The sequence below is a fragment of the Streptomyces similanensis genome (genome assembly GCF_039543625.1).
Classification (GTDB): Bacteria; Actinomycetota; Actinomycetes; order Streptomycetales; family Streptomycetaceae; genus Streptomyces; species Streptomyces similanensis.
Genome location: NZ_BAABKC010000066.1, coordinates 18,294 through 33,888, shown reverse-complemented (window position 1 = coordinate 33,888; position 15,595 = coordinate 18,294). Strand labels below are relative to the sequence as shown.

General features: G+C 71.0%; 12 protein-coding genes and 3 CRISPR repeat arrays. All 12 genes read left to right on the top strand.

From position 1 onward, the window contains the following. Window positions 1–77: 77 nt before the first annotated feature. The 12 genes from ABEB07_RS22495 to ABEB07_RS22440 all read left to right on the top strand — a co-directional run bounded on the left by ABEB07_RS22495 (window position 78) and on the right by ABEB07_RS22440 (window position 15,188). Window positions 78–608 carry an ISL3 family transposase gene (locus ABEB07_RS22495; protein ID WP_345669996.1) on the top strand — a complete coding sequence of 177 codons (531 nt, stop codon included), beginning with the start codon at window positions 78–80 and terminating at the stop codon, window positions 606–608. A gap of 208 nt (window positions 609–816) precedes the next feature. Then, complete coding sequence (locus ABEB07_RS22490; RefSeq protein ID WP_345669995.1) at window positions 817–1,467, top strand: transposase; 651 nt, start codon at window positions 817–819, stop codon at window positions 1,465–1,467. Window positions 1,468–1,523: 56 nt separating this feature from the next. Then, complete coding sequence (locus ABEB07_RS22485; RefSeq protein ID WP_345669993.1) at window positions 1,524–1,955, top strand: DUF4259 domain-containing protein; 432 nt, start codon at window positions 1,524–1,526, stop codon at window positions 1,953–1,955. 71 nt (window positions 1,956–2,026) lie between these two features. Then, window positions 2,027–2,599: a CRISPR direct-repeat array (repeat unit 24 nt; unit sequence GGCTCACCTCCGCTCGCGCGGAGA). A 232-nt stretch (window positions 2,600–2,831) separates the two neighbouring features. Further along, entirely contained in the window at window positions 2,832–5,660 is a 2,829-nt protein-coding gene (locus ABEB07_RS22480) for a CRISPR-associated endonuclease Cas3'' (RefSeq protein WP_345669992.1), read from the top strand. A gap of 197 nt (window positions 5,661–5,857) precedes the next feature. Continuing rightward, on the top strand, window positions 5,858–7,450 hold the full coding sequence (casA, locus tag ABEB07_RS22475; protein WP_345669991.1) for a type I-E CRISPR-associated protein Cse1/CasA: 1,593 nt from the start codon (window positions 5,858–5,860) through the stop codon (window positions 7,448–7,450). A 29-nt stretch (window positions 7,451–7,479) separates the two neighbouring features. Further along, window positions 7,480–8,238, top strand: a complete 759-nt coding sequence (casB, locus tag ABEB07_RS22470; protein ID WP_345669990.1) for a type I-E CRISPR-associated protein Cse2/CasB — start codon at window positions 7,480–7,482, stop codon at window positions 8,236–8,238. Window positions 8,239–8,406: 168 nt separating this feature from the next. Further along, a complete protein-coding gene (gene cas7e, locus ABEB07_RS22465) occupies window positions 8,407–9,585 on the top strand; it encodes a type I-E CRISPR-associated protein Cas7/Cse4/CasC (RefSeq protein ID WP_345669999.1) in 1,179 nt (392 codons plus the stop codon). Window positions 9,586–9,650: 65 nt separating this feature from the next. Then, window positions 9,651–10,478: a type I-E CRISPR-associated protein Cas5/CasD gene (cas5e, locus tag ABEB07_RS22460; protein ID WP_345669998.1), complete on the top strand. Its 828-nt coding sequence runs from the start codon at window positions 9,651–9,653 to the stop codon at window positions 10,476–10,478. Next, the gene (cas6e, locus tag ABEB07_RS22455; protein WP_345669989.1) at window positions 10,475–11,146 is read left to right on the top strand and encodes a type I-E CRISPR-associated protein Cas6/Cse3/CasE; all 672 of its coding nucleotides are present in this window, start codon (window positions 10,475–10,477) and stop codon (window positions 11,144–11,146) included. Before cas5e ends, cas6e begins: the two co-directional genes overlap by 4 nt. Further along, window positions 11,143–12,117: a type I-E CRISPR-associated endonuclease Cas1e gene (cas1e, locus tag ABEB07_RS22450; protein ID WP_345669988.1), complete on the top strand. Its 975-nt coding sequence runs from the start codon at window positions 11,143–11,145 to the stop codon at window positions 12,115–12,117. The genes cas6e and cas1e overlap by 4 nt, the downstream gene beginning before the upstream one ends. A gap of 28 nt (window positions 12,118–12,145) precedes the next feature. After that, entirely contained in the window at window positions 12,146–12,457 is a 312-nt protein-coding gene (gene cas2e, locus ABEB07_RS22445; RefSeq protein ID WP_345669986.1) for a type I-E CRISPR-associated endoribonuclease Cas2e, read from the top strand. Between the two features lie 18 nt (window positions 12,458–12,475). Further along, window positions 12,476–13,419: direct repeats of the CRISPR family, unit length 29 nt; unit sequence GTCCTCTCCGCGCGAGCGGAGGTGAGCCG. 84 nt (window positions 13,420–13,503) lie between these two features. Then, window positions 13,504–14,570: direct repeats of the CRISPR family, unit length 29 nt; unit sequence GTCCTCTCCGCGCGAGCGGAGGTGAGCCG. A 144-nt stretch (window positions 14,571–14,714) separates the two neighbouring features. Further along, window positions 14,715–15,188 (top strand): transposase family protein, encoded by a 474-nt coding sequence (locus ABEB07_RS22440; protein WP_345669984.1) that lies wholly within the window; start codon window positions 14,715–14,717, stop codon window positions 15,186–15,188. Window positions 15,189–15,595 lie beyond the last annotated feature (407 nt).

Below are 15,595 nucleotides of genomic sequence, written 5' to 3'. Positions count from 1 at the left end.
TGAACCTGAAACCACGTCAACCCGCCCTGACCGGCTAGTCACCCACTCCCGCACAACGGGGGAACCTCAGACGGCGGGTGCTCCTCCGACTGCGAGTCCGGCGGTTCTTCTGTCCGGAGTCGTCCTGTGCTCGGCGGACGTTCGCTGAGCAACTGCCGGGACTGACCCGGCGGCACAGCCGGTGGACGGAGCGGTTGCGGTCGACTCTCGCCGCGGTGGGTCTCGCCCTCGCCGGCCGGGCTGGCGCCCGGATGGCACGGGCCTTCGGGGTGCCCATCAGCCGCAGTGCGGTGTTGCGGCTGCTGGAAGCTTTGCCCGAACCGGAAGTCCCGGCCCCGCGGCTGGTTGGTGTCGATGAGTACGCCACACGCAAAGGGCGGGTCTACGGCACGGTGCTCGTCGACGTCGAGTCCCGCCGGCCGGTGGATCTGCTGCCTGACCGGGAGGCATCAAGCCTGGCCGCCTGGCCCGCCCAGCGGCCAGGGATCGAGGTCGTCTGCCGGGACCGCGCGCCGTTCTTCGCGGAAGGCGCCACAGCCGGGGCGCCCCAGGCGACGCAGGTCGCCGACCGCTGGCACTTGTGGCACAACCTGGGGGGAAGCCGCTGAGCGTGCGGTGGCCTGACACCGCCAGTGCCTTCGGGTTCTGGTCCCCGATCCCGAGGGGAAGGCCGATGAACCGGCGCCGCCTGAGGAGAAGGCGGACTCTCTATGGCGGAGCGAGCGGTTCGCCAACCGCGTCCGAGCCCGGCATGCCACGGTCCACGCGCTGCTGGAAGCCGGCCACAGCCGCCGTTCCATCGGGCGTCAGCTCCAGATGACCCACCGCACCGTCAAAAGCCTCGCCGACGCTGCGAAGCCGGAAGGCCTCTTCCGAGGCCAGTGGCAGCACAACAGGACCTCTGTCCTCGACGAGTACAAGCCCTACCTGGACGAACGCTGGGACGAGGGCTGCACCAACGCCTGGAAGCTCTGGGAGGAGATCGTTCCCTTGGGCTATCGCGGCAGCTACGGCCGGGTCAGCGCCTACCTGCGAGAGAAGCGCACCTCGCCACGGCCGGTCACCGCGCAACCGCCGGCACCCCGCGTGGTGACGAGATGGACCCTCAGCCGACCCGAGACGCTGACCGAGATCGAACAGCTCCGGCTCAAGGTCGTCCTGGCCAACTGCCCCGAACTCGACGCCCTGACCGGTCACGTCCGGTCCTTCGCCCACATGCTCACCGAGCGCCAGGGCGAACGACTCCCGCAATGGCTCGACGCCGTCCGCCAGGACGACCTGCCCAGCCCCCACACTCTCGCGGCCGGCATCGACCGAGACCGCAACGCAGTCATCGCCGGCCTGACTCTGCCCTGGAACTCCGGCGTCGTCGAAGGACACGTCAACCGGATCAAGATGCTCAAGCGCCAGATGTTCGGCCGTGCCGGCTTCGCACTGCTCCGCAAACGGGTCCTGCTCGCCCCGTAGTCGTGTTGTCAGTTCCTGATGCGAAGATCCTGGCGACCATACACAAGGAGATCAGCATGGGCACCTGGGATACCGGTCCCTTCGACAACGACACAGCCGCGGACTTCGCCAACGCGCTCGACGAAGCCGAGCCCGAGGCGCGTGAAGCCCTGATCCGAGGCGTCCTCGTCCGGACGATCGACGCAACCGGCTATCTCACGGAAGCGGAAGAGGGGTTGGCCGCCGCCGCTTTGATCGCGGCGCAATGCCCGGGAGGCGAACCTGTCGACATGTCCTACGGCCCGGAAGCACCGATGCCCGTCTTCCCTTCCGACTTTCGGGCACTCGCCGATGAAGCCCTCGCCCGCATCGTCGACGACGAGGATGGGCCAGCCTCAAACTGGGTCGACCCGGAGGACTGGAAGCAGTGGCGAGCCATACTGACGCGCCTTCGCGCAGTGCTTGCCCCGCCACCCCCGTCCATTGGTCTCTTCGACGTCCAGCAGTAACGGAGCGTCACTCAGCACGGAAGCTGAGCCAGAACCGCTGAACATGAACAAAGCCAGGCACCTCCCGCGCCGGCTCACCTCCGCTCGCGCGGAGAGAACTCCGGAAGACCCACCCGCTCCAGCGACCACGGCGGCTCACCTCCGCTCGCGCGGAGAGGACGCTTCTTCTCTCGGTCGCAACTGCGTGAAGGGCGGCTTACCTCCGCTCGCGCGGAGAGGACGCGTCGTGGACGCTGAGGGCGGGACGCGGACGAGGCTCACCTCCGCTCGCGCGGAGAGGACGGCCGGGCCTCGCAGGAGACGCCGATCGTGGTCGGCTCACCTCCGCTCGCGCGGAGAAAACTGCCCGGAGTGGGACATCGCGTGGCAGCGGGGCGGCTCACCTCCGCTCGCGCGGAGAGGATCGGGTGTAGTAGCTGCGCACCACGGGGCATCACGGCTCACCTCCGCTCGCGCGGAGAGGGCCCCACCGACACCGAAGCCGCGATGCTGGCCAGCGGCTCACCTCCGCTCGCGCGGAGAGGGCAGGACGAGGAAGCCGAGGGCGAGCCAGATCAGCGGCTCACCTCCGCTCGCGCGGAGAGGGCTGCTCGCAGCAGAGGAAGTTGTCGTCGTAGTGCGGCTCACCTCCGCTCGCGCGGAGAGGGCACTTCCTGACGTGCAGGGTTATAACGACTTTGCGTGTTCTTTGCTTGTGGGGCTGTGGGTGGTCATGGGGCGTTCCGGGTGGTGGTGTGGGGTGAGTGTAGGGGGTGTTGATGGTGGGTGTGGGGTGTTTTGGCTGCTCAGGGTGTGTTGTCGGTGGGGTCTGGTAGCTAGTGGGGCATGAGGGAGTCTGAGGGTGAGTCGTTGGTGGGTGTTTGTGCGGATCCTCGGTTGTGGGGGAAGGAGCAGGGGCTCAGCCGGCCGTATCCGGTGATGTGTCATCTGCTGGATGTGGCTGCGGTGTTCGGCGTGTTATGGGACGGGTTGGTGGATGAGGGGACGCGTCGGCGGGTCGCGGGGCAGTTGGGCCTGGGTGGGGAGGCCTGCCGTTCGGTGTTGTCGTGGTGGGCGGGGTTGCATGATCTGGGGAAGATCACTCCGGTGTTCCAGGCGCAGGTGCCCGGTCTGTTCGATGCGGTGCGGGGCGATCCGCGGTATGTCTTCGCTGCGGGGGCGGAGCGGGATCGTGGGTTTCGGCATGAGATGGCGACGCACTGGGCCCTGACGGAGTTGTTGGCGGGTGCGGGGTATCCCAACGGGTGGGTGCGGCCGGTGGCGGGGGGTTCGGGTGCGCCGTTGGCGCATTGGGTGGGGCAGTTGCTGGGTGGTCATCACGGGGTGTTCGGGGCTGGGTTGTCGGTGGCGCAGATGCGCCGGCCCAGCGGGTACCAGGCGGGTCTGGGGGAGGAGGGGTGGGCCGGGCAGCGGCGGATTCATTTGGAGGAGCTTCGGCGGGTGACGGGTGCTCATGCGGTGCCGCGGGGTGCCCTGTCGGCGGATCTGGCGGTGGTTGTGTCGGGGCTGGTGGTCACGGCTGACTGGCTGGCGAGCCAGGTTCACGCGATCGGGGCGGTGCGCCCGCCTGTTTCCTGGCGGGGCAGCCCGGGGGAGGTCGATGCGCATTTCGGGCGGGCGCGGGCTGCTGCGCCGGGGCTGGTGGCCGCGGCCCGGCTGGGGCGGGCCGGGTTCGAGGCGGCCGGGTTCGAGGGGATGTTCCCGTTCGCTCCCAATCCGTTGCAGGCGGATCTGGTGGAGCGTCTTCCGGGCCTGGTGGCCGGTCGGGGTTCGGGTCTGGTGCTGGTGACGGCGCCGACGGGGGACGGGAAGACGGAGGCCGCGTTGTATGCGGCGTCGGTGCTGGGCCGGGCGGCGGGCGCGCGGGGTTTGTTTGTGGCGCTGCCCACGATGGCGACGGCGGACGCGATGTACGGGAGGGTCCGCTCGTTCGCCTCGCGGGCTCTGGGGGGTGAGCGGGCGTTGACGTTGCTGCATTCGATGGCGTGGCTGAACCCCGCCTACGCGCCGTCGGCCAGCGAGGGACTGCCGGGGCCGGCGGGCGGGGTGAGTGCGGACGGTGCGACGGCGGTGGAGGCGGACGCCTGGCTGCGCGGGCCCAGGCGCGGCTTCCTGGCCCCTTTGTCGGTCGGCACGATCGACCAGGTCCTTGGCGGGGTTTTGCCGCTGCGGTACAACGTGCTGCGCCTGTTCGGGCTGTCCGAGAAGGTGTTCGTGGTGGACGAGGCTCACGCGTACGGGCCGTGGATGCACAAGCTTCTGCTGGTTCTGCTGGAGTGGCTGGGCGCGTTCGGCGCCCCGGTGGTGCTGTTGTCGGCCACGCTGACTGGTTCCACGGCGGCGTCGCTGGTCAACGCCTACCGGCGCGGGGCCGGGTTCACCGATCCGGTTCCTCTCGAGCCGTGTTATCCGGGCTGGCTGTATGCGAGCGCGAAGAGCGGTGAGGTGTCCGCGCCGCGCTCGACCCGCACCGGCCGTCCCCGCACGCTGGATGTGGCGGTGCGCCGGGTGGTCTGGGACGTCCTGCCGGCCGCGCCTGGCATGCCTGCGCTCCGGGGCGGGCGGCGGGAGGCGCTGGAGCAGGAGCTGGGGCCGGTCGTCGGCGGGGGCGGGACGGCGCTGGTGTGCTGTACGACGGTGGCCGAGGCGCAGCAGACGTTCCGTGACCTGCGTGAGGCGTTTCCCGAGCTGGCGGCCCGGGAGGGCGGTTTGCGGCTGCTGCACTCGCGTTTCCCAGCCGGTGTGCGTCAGCGCATCACCGAGGAGTGCGAGGCCGCCTACGGCAAACCCCGCGACGGGGAACCGGCCGGGGTGCGGCCGGCGTCGGTGCTGGTGGCGACGCAGGTGGTGGAGCAGTCCCTGGACCTCGACTTCGACCTGGTCGTCAGTGATCTTGCGCCGTTGGCGCAGCTGCTGCAGCGTGCGGGCCGCGGCCGCCGGCATGCCCGGGGAAGCGGCGGGCGCCCGGCGTGGGCCAGGGCGGAGGACCGGCCGAGGCTGGTCGTCCTCGATCCGTTCCGCCGCGCGCAGAAGGCGGAGAAGCCGCCCACCTGGGGGTCGGTGTACGACACCGGCCTGCTGCTGCGCACCTCGCTCCTGCTCACCGAGCGCGTCGGCGGCGGAATCGTCGTCCCGGACGGGGTGCAGGAACTGGTGGACGCCGTCTACGCCCCCGACTTCGTCGAGGGGCTCGATGCGGCCGTCGAGCGGGAGCTGCGGCATCTGGACGGCGAGCGGCTGGCGTCGACGATGGCGGAGACGGACCTGGCGGGCATGGTCGCCATCAAGGGGCCCGGTGACATTCAGGGCAGCCTGCATTTGATCAGCCGGCGGCTGGAGGGTGTCACCGAGGAGCTGCTGACCACCCGGCTGGGCGCCGACACGGGCCGCGTCGTGTGCGCCTACGTCCACGACGACGGCCGACGGACCCTGGACGCGGCCGGGTCGGTCGCCCTGCCCGGCGCCGACGGGCGCCGGCTGAACCGGGAAGCAGTGGCCCGGATCGTCGCCCACACGGCTCCGGTCCCGGGCACCTGGATCAGGGACGGCGCCGCAGAGCACGAGCCTCTGGCGGGCTGGCGCAAGGAGTCCGCGCTGCGCGATGTGACGGTGCTGCCGGTGACCAGGTCCGGCGAGGGCCGGTGGACCTGCCGCTGCGGTGACCGGACGATCGCCGTATCCGAGGTCGGTCTTGAACGACTCTGACCGATTCCCCGAAGTAGGGCTTCTACAACAGCAGCCTTTGCTACCGTCCGCCTAAGCCTGGTCCGGGGGGACTTGGGGGAGTATGCCTGCTTTCGCAGGCATTGGGGGGCATCGGCCCGCACCGTTCCACAACGGCAGCCGGCACACCCCCGCTCGCGCAGGGCCCCGCTCTCATTCTGTCTCTCCTGGGGAGTTTCGTGTCCGCAACCGTGAACATCCTCGATGAGCCCCTCGTGCCCGTGCGGTGGGCGCCGGGCGCCGACGGCCGCTCCGACCCGCTGCCTGCCCGGGTGGGGCTGCGGGAACTGCTCCTGCGCAGTCACGAGATCGAGACCCTGGCCGTGCCGGACGCGCCCGCGCACTCCGCTCTCCTGCGCGTCCTGTACGCGCTGGCCGCGCGGGTGACCGGCTTGGACGAGGCGAAGGACGGCCCGGACGACTGGCTGATGCGACGCGAGGAGATCCTGGCAGGGGGACGGCTGCCCGAGAAGGGCATCGATGCCTACCTGGCCCGCTGCCGGGAGCGGTTCTTCCTGTTCGACCCGGTGCCGCGGGGCCGGCCGTGGATGCAGGATCCGCGGCTGAAGGACCAGTGCGACGCGGCCAGCACAGCCGGGGTGAACAAGCTGGTGGTGACGCGTCCCGCGGGCAACAACCATGCCTGGTTCCGGCACGCCAGCGACGCCGTCCCGGATCTGCCGACCGTGTCGGAGGCGCTGCTGAACCTGCTGACATGGCACTACTACGGGCCGTCCGGGCGCTGTTCGGCCCGTGAGGTCAACGGCGTCACAAGCGCCAGCGCCAAGGCGGGCCCCCTGCGCACCAGCCTCTCCTACCACCCGCAGGGCGACACGCTGCTGCAGACGCTGCTGGCCGGTCTGGTCCCGCCGGCGCGGGAGACGGACGCCGGGCGTGATCTGTGCCCGTGGGAGTGGGACGAACTGCCCGACCCCGAGGGGCCGCCGCCGGCTCTGACGGGCCCATGTTCGAAGCTGACGGCCGCATCGATGCACGCCCTGCTCCTGATCCCCGACACCGCCGACGGTACGCGGGTACGCGACGCATACATCACCTGGGCCTACCGCACCGGGCGAGCTGCCCGGCCGGACGACGACTACCTGATCTGGCAGATCAGCAAGCAGGGCAACACCTACCCGCGCCTGGCTGATTCCGGCCGGGCGCTGTGGCGGGACCTGGACGCGCTGCTGCTGATCGACCCGCCCGGCGTCGCGCAGCCCAGACGGCCGACCGTGTTCGAGTGGGCCCTTGAGGTCTCGCCTGACCTGCGCGTGCGGGCCTTGGGCTTCGAACAGGACGGGCAGGCCAAAGACACCCAGTTCGTGGACGCCGTCACCCCGCCCGTGCTCGGCTTCGTGGAACAGCGGTCGGCCCGCACCCAGCCCGCCGTGGGACGGCTGCGCGTGCTGGGCGAACGGTTCGGGACGCGGCTGGACCGCGCACTGCGCCGGGCCTGGCGCACCTACGTCAACGACCCGAAGGACAGCGCGGACGCCTGGGCCCAGGCAGGCGCAGCCCGCTACTGGCCGGCCGCGGAGAGGGAGTTCTGGGACCGGTTCCGTCTGCTGGACCGCACCGGCACCGCGCTGGACGGCGGTCTTGACGCCACGGCCGCCCGGGCGGCGTTCCTGGCGCTGGCCGTGGCCGCCTTCGACGAGGTCACGGCCTCGGCGGCCCGCACCCAGCGCGGCGCGAAAGCGGTCGAGGAAGCTCGCACCGAACTGTTCGGCGCCCGCCATGGTAAGCCGGCCGCCCGCCCGGCCGCCGCGTGAGCCGCACGAAAGCGAAAGGACATCCCACCATGACGACCGTTTCACCTCCGGCCGCGGCGCTGCCCGCCCAGCGCTCCGCCGCCCCGACGACACCCCGTCTCGCCGGCTACCGGCGCTTCACCACCGCGGTCCTGTGCCTGTCCGAGAGCGATCCGGGCGCCCGCAGCGCGCTGCGTTCCGGGGTGCGCAAGGACCTCGACGCGGTCCCGCGCATGCACCGCGTGATCGCCCATCTCGTCCCGCCTCACACCAGTGAGACCACGCAGAGGGCGTACTACGCCGTCGCCGCGATGATCGCCGAGCAGGCCCGCCGGCAACAGGGCGCCGCCGCCGACGACACGGCCCCCGACACCGCCAGTCAGAGCGAGTCCCCCGCTCAGAACCAGCAGGCAGCCGCACCGGCGCTTGCAGAGCCCGCCGATGACACGGCACGCGATCACGGCACGAGCCTGGGCGCCTCGTTCGCTGTGGCTGTCCTCACCGGCCCGGGTCGGGACCGTCAGATGCGGCGGGGCACGGCGGAGAGTCGCCTGAACATCCTGTGCAAGCAGCAGGTGAGCGGCCTGCACCGGCACCTGCCCGCCTCCGTCCGCTACCTGCGCTCCCTGGACGTGCCCGTGGACTGGGCGCGGCTGCTGCAGGACCTCGTCGACTGGCCCCAGCACTCCGGGCGCGTCACGCGCCGCTGGTTGCAGGACTTCTACCGCCGCTGCCAGGAAGACGCCCGCCGCCAAGCCGACCGAGCAGACCAGAACGACACGCACGAGCCGACCACCGCCGTCGACTGACGCCTTGCCCCGGCCTCACCGCGCCCGCGGGACCGGCCCCGCCACCCCGCCGGCGCCCGCCCCGTGGGCCCGCCGGATCCCGCCGCACCCTCACCACGGGTCCGCGGCAAGACGACCACCGCATCTCAACCCGCCGCACACGCCGGCCAAGAAGGAGTACCCATGACCGTGAAGCCGCCCGCCCGTTTCCTGTGCGTCCACGCCCTGCAGACCGTGCCGTTCGCCAACCTCAACCGCGACGACACCAACTCCGTCAAAACGGTCCAATACGGCGGTGTGCTGCGCACCCGGGTCTCCAGCCAGTGCTGGAAGCGGGCAGTACGCACCGATCTCCAGCAGCGCATCGCAGACAGCGCGCTGCGCACCCGCCGGATCGGCGAGCGCGTCGCCTGCCTCCTGACCAAGGAGCGCGACTGGCCCGAGGACCTGGCCGCGCGGGCCGGCGCGCACCTGGCCGCCGCCAGCGGCATCAAGTTCGAACTGGAGGAGAAGGACAAGCAGGTCCAGGCCAACAAGGTCATCGGCAACGCGCTGGTCTACGTGCCCCAGACGGCCGTCGCCGAGCTCGCCGACGTGGCCGCCGAGCACCGGGCGGAGCTGGAGAAGGCCAAGGACATCAAGAAATCCAGCGACAAGAGCGTCCTGCCCAAGGACAAGGTGACCGCGATCCTGCGGACCCGCAACGGCGCGATCAACCTCTTCGGCCGGATGCTCGCCGAGGTCGACGACGCGGGCGTCGACGGCGCCGTCCAGGTCGCCCACGCCATGACCACCCACCCCACCGACATCGAGATCGACTACTTCTCCGCCGTCGACGACGTCACCGACGACTGGAACGACTCCACCGGCAGCGGCCACATGGGCCACGCCGAGTTCAGCGCCGGCACCTTCTACCGCTACGCCACCATCGACCTGAAGGAACTCGCCGACAACCTCGGCGCCGCGGACGCGGCGTCCGCCCGGGAACTGGCCGAAGCCTTCCTGCACTCCTTCATCCGCTCCCTGCCGCAGGCGAAGAAGAACTCCACCGCCCCCAACACCGTGCCCGACCTCATCCACCTCACCGTCCGCGCCGACCGGCCGCTCTCCCTGGCCGCCGCCTTCGAAAAGCCCGTCCGGATGGCCGCCGACGGCGGCTACGCCGCCGCCTCACGCGACACCCTCGCCCAGTACGCCGACGCCGTGAACACGTTCATGGGCGACGACGGCATCCTCCTCGCCGGCTGGACCGGCCTGGACGCCAAGGACCATCCCGGTCTCGGAGACCGCCGCCCCTCCCTCAACCAGCTGGTCACCGCCGCTCTCACCGCAGCGTTCGCCCCCAGCGGCTCCGGAGCCGCCGCGTGAACGCCCCCGCCACCGAAACCACCCCCACCCCCGGCCCCGTCGCCGCGCCCGCGGCGGGGGCGGGCCTGCTGTTGCAGTGCAGCGGCCCATTGCAGTCCTGGGGCCTGCACAGCCACTTCAACCAGCGCGACACCGCCGCCTTCCCGACCCGCTCCGCAATCATCGGCCTCCTGGCCGCAGCCCTCGGCCGCCACCGCGGCGAGCCGATCGACGACCTCGCCCAGCTGCGGCTCACCGTCCGCGTCGATCGCCCCGGCGTCCTGCTGCGCGACCTGCACACCGTCGGCGGCGGCCTGCCCGCCGCCCAGACCGTGACCACCGCCGCCGGCAAGAAACGCCCCGCAGACGCCACCACCCTGCTGTCCCACCGCTACTACCTCGCCGACGCCGCCTTCACCCTCGCCCTCACCCCCACCCCCGGCGCCCCCGCAGTCGGCGACCTCCTCAACGCCTGCGCCACAGCCCTGAAGACACCACGCTGGCCGCTCTACCTCGGCCGCCGCGCCTGCCCCCCGGCCGGCCCCCTCCTCCTGGGCATCCTCGACGACGCCCTCCACCACCTGGTCCACCTGCCCCTCGCCGCCCCACCCCCACGCCCCGGCAGCCCCACGCGCGCCGTGGAGTTCCTCGCCGACGAGCCCCTCGACCAACTCCCCCTGCCCGACACCGCCGGCACCTCCGACCCCGCCGACGCCGCCTGGCCGGCCACCCACCTCAACGACCAGCCCCTCACCTTCCACCCACGCCGACGCGCCTACCAGTCCCGCCCCCTGTATCGGCGCACCTTCACCCCGCCCCCCGACCAGTGGGCCGGTCTCGGCGCCGACTACCTCACCCGCCTGACCGCCTACCTCCACCCCGCCCGGCCCACCAGCGAAGGGAGCCGCCGATGAGAGCCCTGTGGCTGACCCGCATCGTCCCCCACCCCGCCTCCCGCGACGCCCGCCGCGACCTCGCCGACACCGTGGCACTCCACAAGCGGCTGATGTCCCTCTTCCCCGACAGCATCGGACCCGACCCGCGCGCCGCCCTGGGCGTCCTGCACCGCATCGACGACGCCCCCACCGGCCCGCACGTGCTCCTGCAGTCTGGCCACCAACCCGACCTGACCCGCCTGCCCGACCACTACGGCCAGGCCCTCACCCGCGACCTCAGCCCCCTGCTGACCGCCCTGCACTCCGGGGCGCACATCAACTTCCGCTGCACCGCCAGCCCCGTACGCAAGCCCGGCGCCACCACCCGCGCCCTCTACAACCTCCCCGCCGTCGTTCCCCTCCACGGCCCCCACGCGGATGAGTGGTGGCTGCGGCAGGCGGACACCGCCGGACTGAAAGTCCTCACCCTGCACTCCCAGCTCCTCGACAGTGCCACCGGCGTACGCGGCACACGTGGCAGCAGCAACCAGCAGCGAGTCCGCCACACCCGCACCCGCTTCGACGGCACCGCCGTCGTCATCGACCCCGACCAGCTCCGCACCAAGATCACCGAAGGCATCGGCCGGGGCAAGGCCTACGGCTGCGGCCTGCTGACCATCGCCCCCCACCGCGGTGCCGCCGCATGAACAAGCCCGCCACCACCAACGCCCGCAGAAAACTCGCGGCACCGACCGTCGCCATGCTGCCCCGCATCACCGACTCCCTGTCCTTCCTCTACCTCGACGTCGTCCGAGTCCTCCAGGACGACACCGGAGTCTGCGCCGAAGTCACCAGCGAACGACACGGCAGACAAACCGTCTACCTGCCCACCGCCGCACTCAGCTGCGTCCTCCTCGGCCCCGGAACCTCCATCACCGCACGAGCCCTGGCCACCCTCGCCCGCCACGGCACCACCGTTCTCATCACCGGATCCGGCGGCGTCCGCTGCTACGCCGCAACCCAGCCCGACTCCCTCAGCACCACCTGGCTCGAACGCCAGGCCCGCGCCTGGGCCGACGACCGCACGCGCCTCGCCACAGCCACCGCCATGTACGAAAAACGCTTCGGTACCGGCACCGCCCCACCCGGCACCACCCTCCAGCAGCTACGCGGCATGGAAGGACAGCGCGTCAAAGCCCACTACCGCCTCCTCGCCCAGCAATACAAGATCGGCCGCTTCCGCCGCGCCTACGACCCCGCACAGTGGGACCAACAAGACCCCGTCAACCTCGCTCTGTCCTCCGCCAACACCTGCCTGTACGGCATCGTCCACGCCGCCATCCTCGCCCTCGGCTGCTCACCCGCCCTCGGCTTCGTCCACAGCGGCAACCAACAAGCCCTCGTCTACGACATCGCCGACCTCTACAAAGCCGAACTCACCATCCCCCTCGCCTTCTCCCTTCACGCCTCCACCAACCCCGAAGCCCAAGCCCGCCGCTCCTTCCGCGACGGCCTACGCCTCTTCCGCCTCCTGCCACGCATCGTCCACGACATCCAGGACCTCCTCGATCCCGGCGGCGACCGAGACACCCCCGACCCCGAAGAACAACTCATCGACCTCTGGGACCCAGTAACCGGCCCCCTTCCCGGCGGCGCCAACTACGGAGCCGGAGCATGAGCGATTCCCCACCGGAGGCCCAACCGCTATGGCATCCATGATCGTCCTGTCCGTCTCCGCCGTTCCCGACCACCTGCGCGGCGCCCTCACTCGCTGGCTCCTCGAAGTCACCCCGGAGCTGTACGTCGGTACTGTCTCGGCGGGCGTCCGCGACGAACTCTGGGAGTCAGTCGCCGCCTGCGCCGGCAGCGGCACCACCGTGCTGGCATACCCCTTCAACAACGAACAAGGCTTCGAACTACGCACCGCGGGCACCCAAAGGCGCACGCCAGTCGACTTCGACGGTCTCACCCTCATCTCGTTCGCGAGTGATGGTAAAGAAACGGCAATCCTCCTCTAACGGTGCAGGTCGGGAAGTGTCCTCTCCGCGCGAGCGGAGGTGAGCCGTCGCCCGCGGTGGGGTCGAGCTTGGCGATGGCGTCCTCTCCGCGCGAGCGGAGGTGAGCCGGCGGCGTGGCCGCCGAACGCGGCCCGCACTGCGTCCTCTCCGCGCGAGCGGAGGTGAGCCGACCGCGCAGGAGATCGCCGCCGGCCAGCTCCTGTCCTCTCCGCGCGAGCGGAGGTGAGCCGCAGGTCTTGACCGTGATCTACACGAACATCGCGTCCTCTCCGCGCGAGCGGAGGTGAGCCGACCGACGCCAAACAGGAACGGGCGAGTACGACGTCCTCTCCGCGCGAGCGGAGGTGAGCCGAGTGTCTTCGGGGATAACTTGCTCGGCCCCGAGTCCTCTCCGCGCGAGCGGAGGTGAGCCGGAAGGAAGGCTCTCGGGCCGGGTCCCGGAGCAGTCCTCTCCGCGCGAGCGGAGGTGAGCCGACGATGATTGGCAAGGCGTGGGGGAAGGTCTCGTCCTCTCCGCGCGAGCGGAGGTGAGCCGTGCCGGCGGTTGGGGCGTGGGCCGGGGGCCGGGTCCTCTCCGCGCGAGCGGAGGTGAGCCGGCGTTGATCGCCGCGCAGCGCGAGCACAACGCGTCCTCTCCGCGCGAGCGGAGGTGAGCCGCTTGTCTAGCACCCAGATGCGCGCCGCCGTGCGTCCTCTCCGCGCGAGCGGAGGTGAGCCGCTGAAGGAGGCGCTGGAGCCGGAAGCAACGAAGTCCTCTCCGCGCGAGCGGAGGTGAGCCGTCGAGGAGATGTACGGCTCGCCGTGGGATGAGGTCCTCTCCGCGCGAGCGGAGGTGAGCCGCCGTAGCCCCAGCCGATGCCCCAGCTGTCGCGGTCCTCTCCGCGCGAGCGGAGGTGAGCCGGTGGCCGGCACCGGGCAGCCCGCCCGCTGGTAGTCCTCTCCGCGCGAGCGGAGGTGAGCCGCCGACATTGCCGCCTGGACGCAGGAGCAGCAGGTCCTCTCCGCGCGAGCGGAGGCACCAGCTGGGCCCGGTCGCGGGCGCCGAGCGTCCTCTCCGCGCGAGCGGAGGTGAGCCGGTCAGCCAGCTCAAGGACGGCAGCGTCCTGTTGTCCTCTCCGCGCGAGCGGAGGTGAGCCGCCCGACGCGGAGGCGACGGTGAGGGTCGTGGCGTCCTCTCCGCGCGAGCGGAGGTGAGCCGCCGAGGTGGCCCGCGCCGACTGGCAGACGATCGTCCTCTCCGCGCGAGCGGAGGTGAGCCGGTGATCTTCAACGGCAAGCCGATGGACTGGAAGTCCTCTCCGCGCGAGCGGAGGTGAGCCGATCACGGGCTGTCCGGCGGTGACCGGCAGCAAGTCCTCTCCGCGCGAGCGGAGGTGAGCCGCCGATCAGGCCGACGATGGGCAGGGCCACCACGTCCTCTCCGCGCGAGCGGAGGTGATCCGCTGGTCGATGGTCACCCTGCCGCCCTGTTCGGGTCCTCTCCGCGCGAGCGGAGGTGAGCCGGACGTCGCCGCGCTGCGTGCTGAACTTGAGCGGTCCTCTCCGCGCGAGCGGAGGTGAGCCACGTCGTGATCCACTCCTCGTTCACGGGGCTGGGTCCTCTCCGCGCGAGCGGAGGTGAGCCGCGAGACGTTCTGATCGCGCACGCGGGCACGTTGTCCTCTCCGCGCGAGCGGAGGTGAGCCGTACAACACTCGTGCCGATCCAGAGCAGTCGGAGTCCTCTCCGCGCGAGCGGAGGTGAGCCGCACTCACCGGCCGGGCCTACTCCGACGGTGAGGTCCTCTCCGCGCGAGCGGAGGTGAGCCGGCCCTCCAAGTCACACCAGCACCAACGGGATTGTCCTCTCCGCGCGAGCGGAGGTGAGCCGTTGTAGGTTCAGTTCAGCCTACTCGGTGAATCGTCCTCTCCGCGCGAGCGGAGGTGAGCCGCCAGCACGTCTTGGTGATGGACGAGAACGGGCGTCCTCTCCGCGCGAGCGGAGGTGAGCCGGTGCCGGCCGCGAACATGCCGACCGCACCCACGTCCTCTCCGCGCGAGCGGAGGTGAGCCGTGCGCGACGACCGGCGACCCGCACCGCACGTCGTCCTCTCCGCGCGAGCGGAGGTGAGCCGCATTGGCTTCGTTCACTTCTAGGGGTTCTGGCACGACTTCCGTGAAGCGTGCACGCTGAGTGACGGCCGCCGCTCCAAACAGGCTTCGGGAAGTTGCCTGAAAACGACCGGGGCCCATCTTGGTGTGGTCGACAGTGCGGCGTCGTGGAAGAGACATCGCCTCCCGTGGAGGGCCTGCTGTTACCGTCCATCGCGGACGTGTCGGTGCAGTCGCTGGATGTGAGCCACGAGGCGATACGCGTCAACGTCTGCAGTACGTCGGCCGGGGCGGCATGCCCGGACTGTGGAAGCGAGTCGACCCGGGTGCATAGCTCTTACCTGCGGTTTCCCGCGGACGTGCCGACCGGGGGACGTCTGGTGGTCCTGCAACTGCGAGTTCGGCGGTTCTTCTGTCCGCAGTCTTCGTGTGCGCGGCAGACGTTCGCTGAGCAGTTGCCCGGGCTGACCCGTCGGTACAGCAGGTGGACGGAGCGGTTGCGGTCGACTCTCGCCGCGGTGGGGCTCGCCCTCGCCGGCCGGGCCGGCGCCCGGATGGCACGGGCCTTCGGGGTGTCCATCAGCCGCGGCTCTGGCACAACTTCTGTGACGCGGCGCCGCCGCCCGGCAGAGCCAGGATGACGGACGAGGGGACTACCAGGCTGGCGGCTTGGGCGACGTCGGGCAGGCTGGCCCGCGTGCCGCGACACCACAGAAGTTGTGCCAGAGCCCGTTCCTCATGAACAAAGCCAGTTCGGGTTGTCTGTGAGGGCAGGGGCCGGTCCAACGGTCGTCGTGCTTCGAGGTCTCCCACCTGGCCGGCGCGCGAGGGCGCGGCACACGGGTGTCCGCGGCGGGACCGGACGGCAAGTACCGGACGTCAGACGCGGGCCGACGGAGTCCGGCCCAGTCTCCCCCGTCTCCGCCTGTGCGGAGAGTGGTTGCCGTTCGGGCCGCTCACACGCGTAGAACCAGGCTGGAGGTGGAGTACGAACACGGCGTCGTCGCACTCGCCGAGACTCCGGCGTGCCGACCGTCGACAGGTCGGG

What these genes read in the sequence shown, in the direction of transcription:
- ABEB07_RS22490 (WP_345669995.1), top strand. Translation starts at nt 817, where the DNA reads ATGACCCACCGCACCGTCAAAAGCCTCGCCGACGCTGCGAAGCCGGAA.
- ABEB07_RS22485 (WP_345669993.1), top strand. Translation starts at nt 1,524, where the DNA reads ATGGGCACCTGGGATACCGGTCCCTTCGACAACGACACAGCCGCGGAC.
- casB (WP_345669990.1), top strand. Translation starts at nt 7,480, where the DNA reads ATGACGACCGTTTCACCTCCGGCCGCGGCGCTGCCCGCCCAGCGCTCC.
- cas6e (WP_345669989.1), top strand. Translation starts at nt 10,475, where the DNA reads ATGAGAGCCCTGTGGCTGACCCGCATCGTCCCCCACCCCGCCTCCCGC.
- cas1e (WP_345669988.1), top strand. Translation starts at nt 11,143, where the DNA reads ATGAACAAGCCCGCCACCACCAACGCCCGCAGAAAACTCGCGGCACCG.
- cas2e (WP_345669986.1), top strand. Translation starts at nt 12,146, where the DNA reads ATGGCATCCATGATCGTCCTGTCCGTCTCCGCCGTTCCCGACCACCTG.